The organism is Pseudomonas sp. 8 R 14 (genome assembly GCF_900005955.1).
In the GTDB taxonomy this organism is placed as follows: domain Bacteria; phylum Pseudomonadota; class Gammaproteobacteria; order Pseudomonadales; family Pseudomonadaceae; genus Aquipseudomonas; species Aquipseudomonas marginalis.
On the sequence record NZ_CVTH01000088.1, the window covers coordinates 27332 to 28062 of the forward strand.

A 731-nucleotide genomic window follows, 5' to 3' on the forward strand; every position below is an offset into this window, starting at 1 on the left:
GCCGTTCGAGTGGACACGGTTATATCGCACCAGTGCGGTGGAAGTGGATGTCGGGTTGGGGTTTGGCTGGAGTCATTCGCTGGCGCATCGGCTTGCGGTGTCGGGCGATTCGGTGGTGTGGACGGACCATGAGAATCGCTCGATTGGGTTTCCACTGCCGACTGTTGCTCGACCTGCAATCACCAACAGCTTGGCCGAAGCAGCGATCTATTTGGGCGCATCGCCGGACGAACTGGTGTTGTCCCAGGCGTCGCGGTTTTATCACTTTCGCGACGGTGTGCTGGTCTCGATCAGTGATGCCTACGACAACCGGTTGCGGATTGCTCGGGATTTTCTGGGGCGGATTGAGCGGCTTGATAACGGTGCGGGGTGTGCGCTGTTTTTGCGTTACTCGTCCGGTCGCATCGTGGCTGTGGATTATCAGGTTCAGCGGGCCAAGGGGTATGAGCCTTACGAATGGGTGACGGAGCAGAACGTCGTTTCCTACGCCTACGACGACGCTGGCCGACTGGTCTCGGCGACCAATGCCGTCGGCGAAAGCGAGGTTTATCGCTACGACGATCAGCACGTGATTCTTGAGCGTGGTTTGGCCGGAGGGGCGAGTTTCTTCTGGGAGTGGGAACGGTCCGGCAAAACGGCGCGATGTGTTCGGCATTGGGCCAGTTTTTCCCAGATGGATACGCGGTATGCCTGGGGGAACGACGGCCGTGTCACGCTGCACAACGCCGATG

At 59.4% G+C, this 731-nt stretch carries 1 protein-coding gene; it reads left to right on the plus strand.

The genetic code is table 11. The features are described 5' to 3' along the window. Positions 1-731 (plus strand): RHS repeat domain-containing protein (locus tag BFQ01_RS27880; protein WP_176718768.1); only part of this gene is annotated, 731 nt, incomplete at both ends.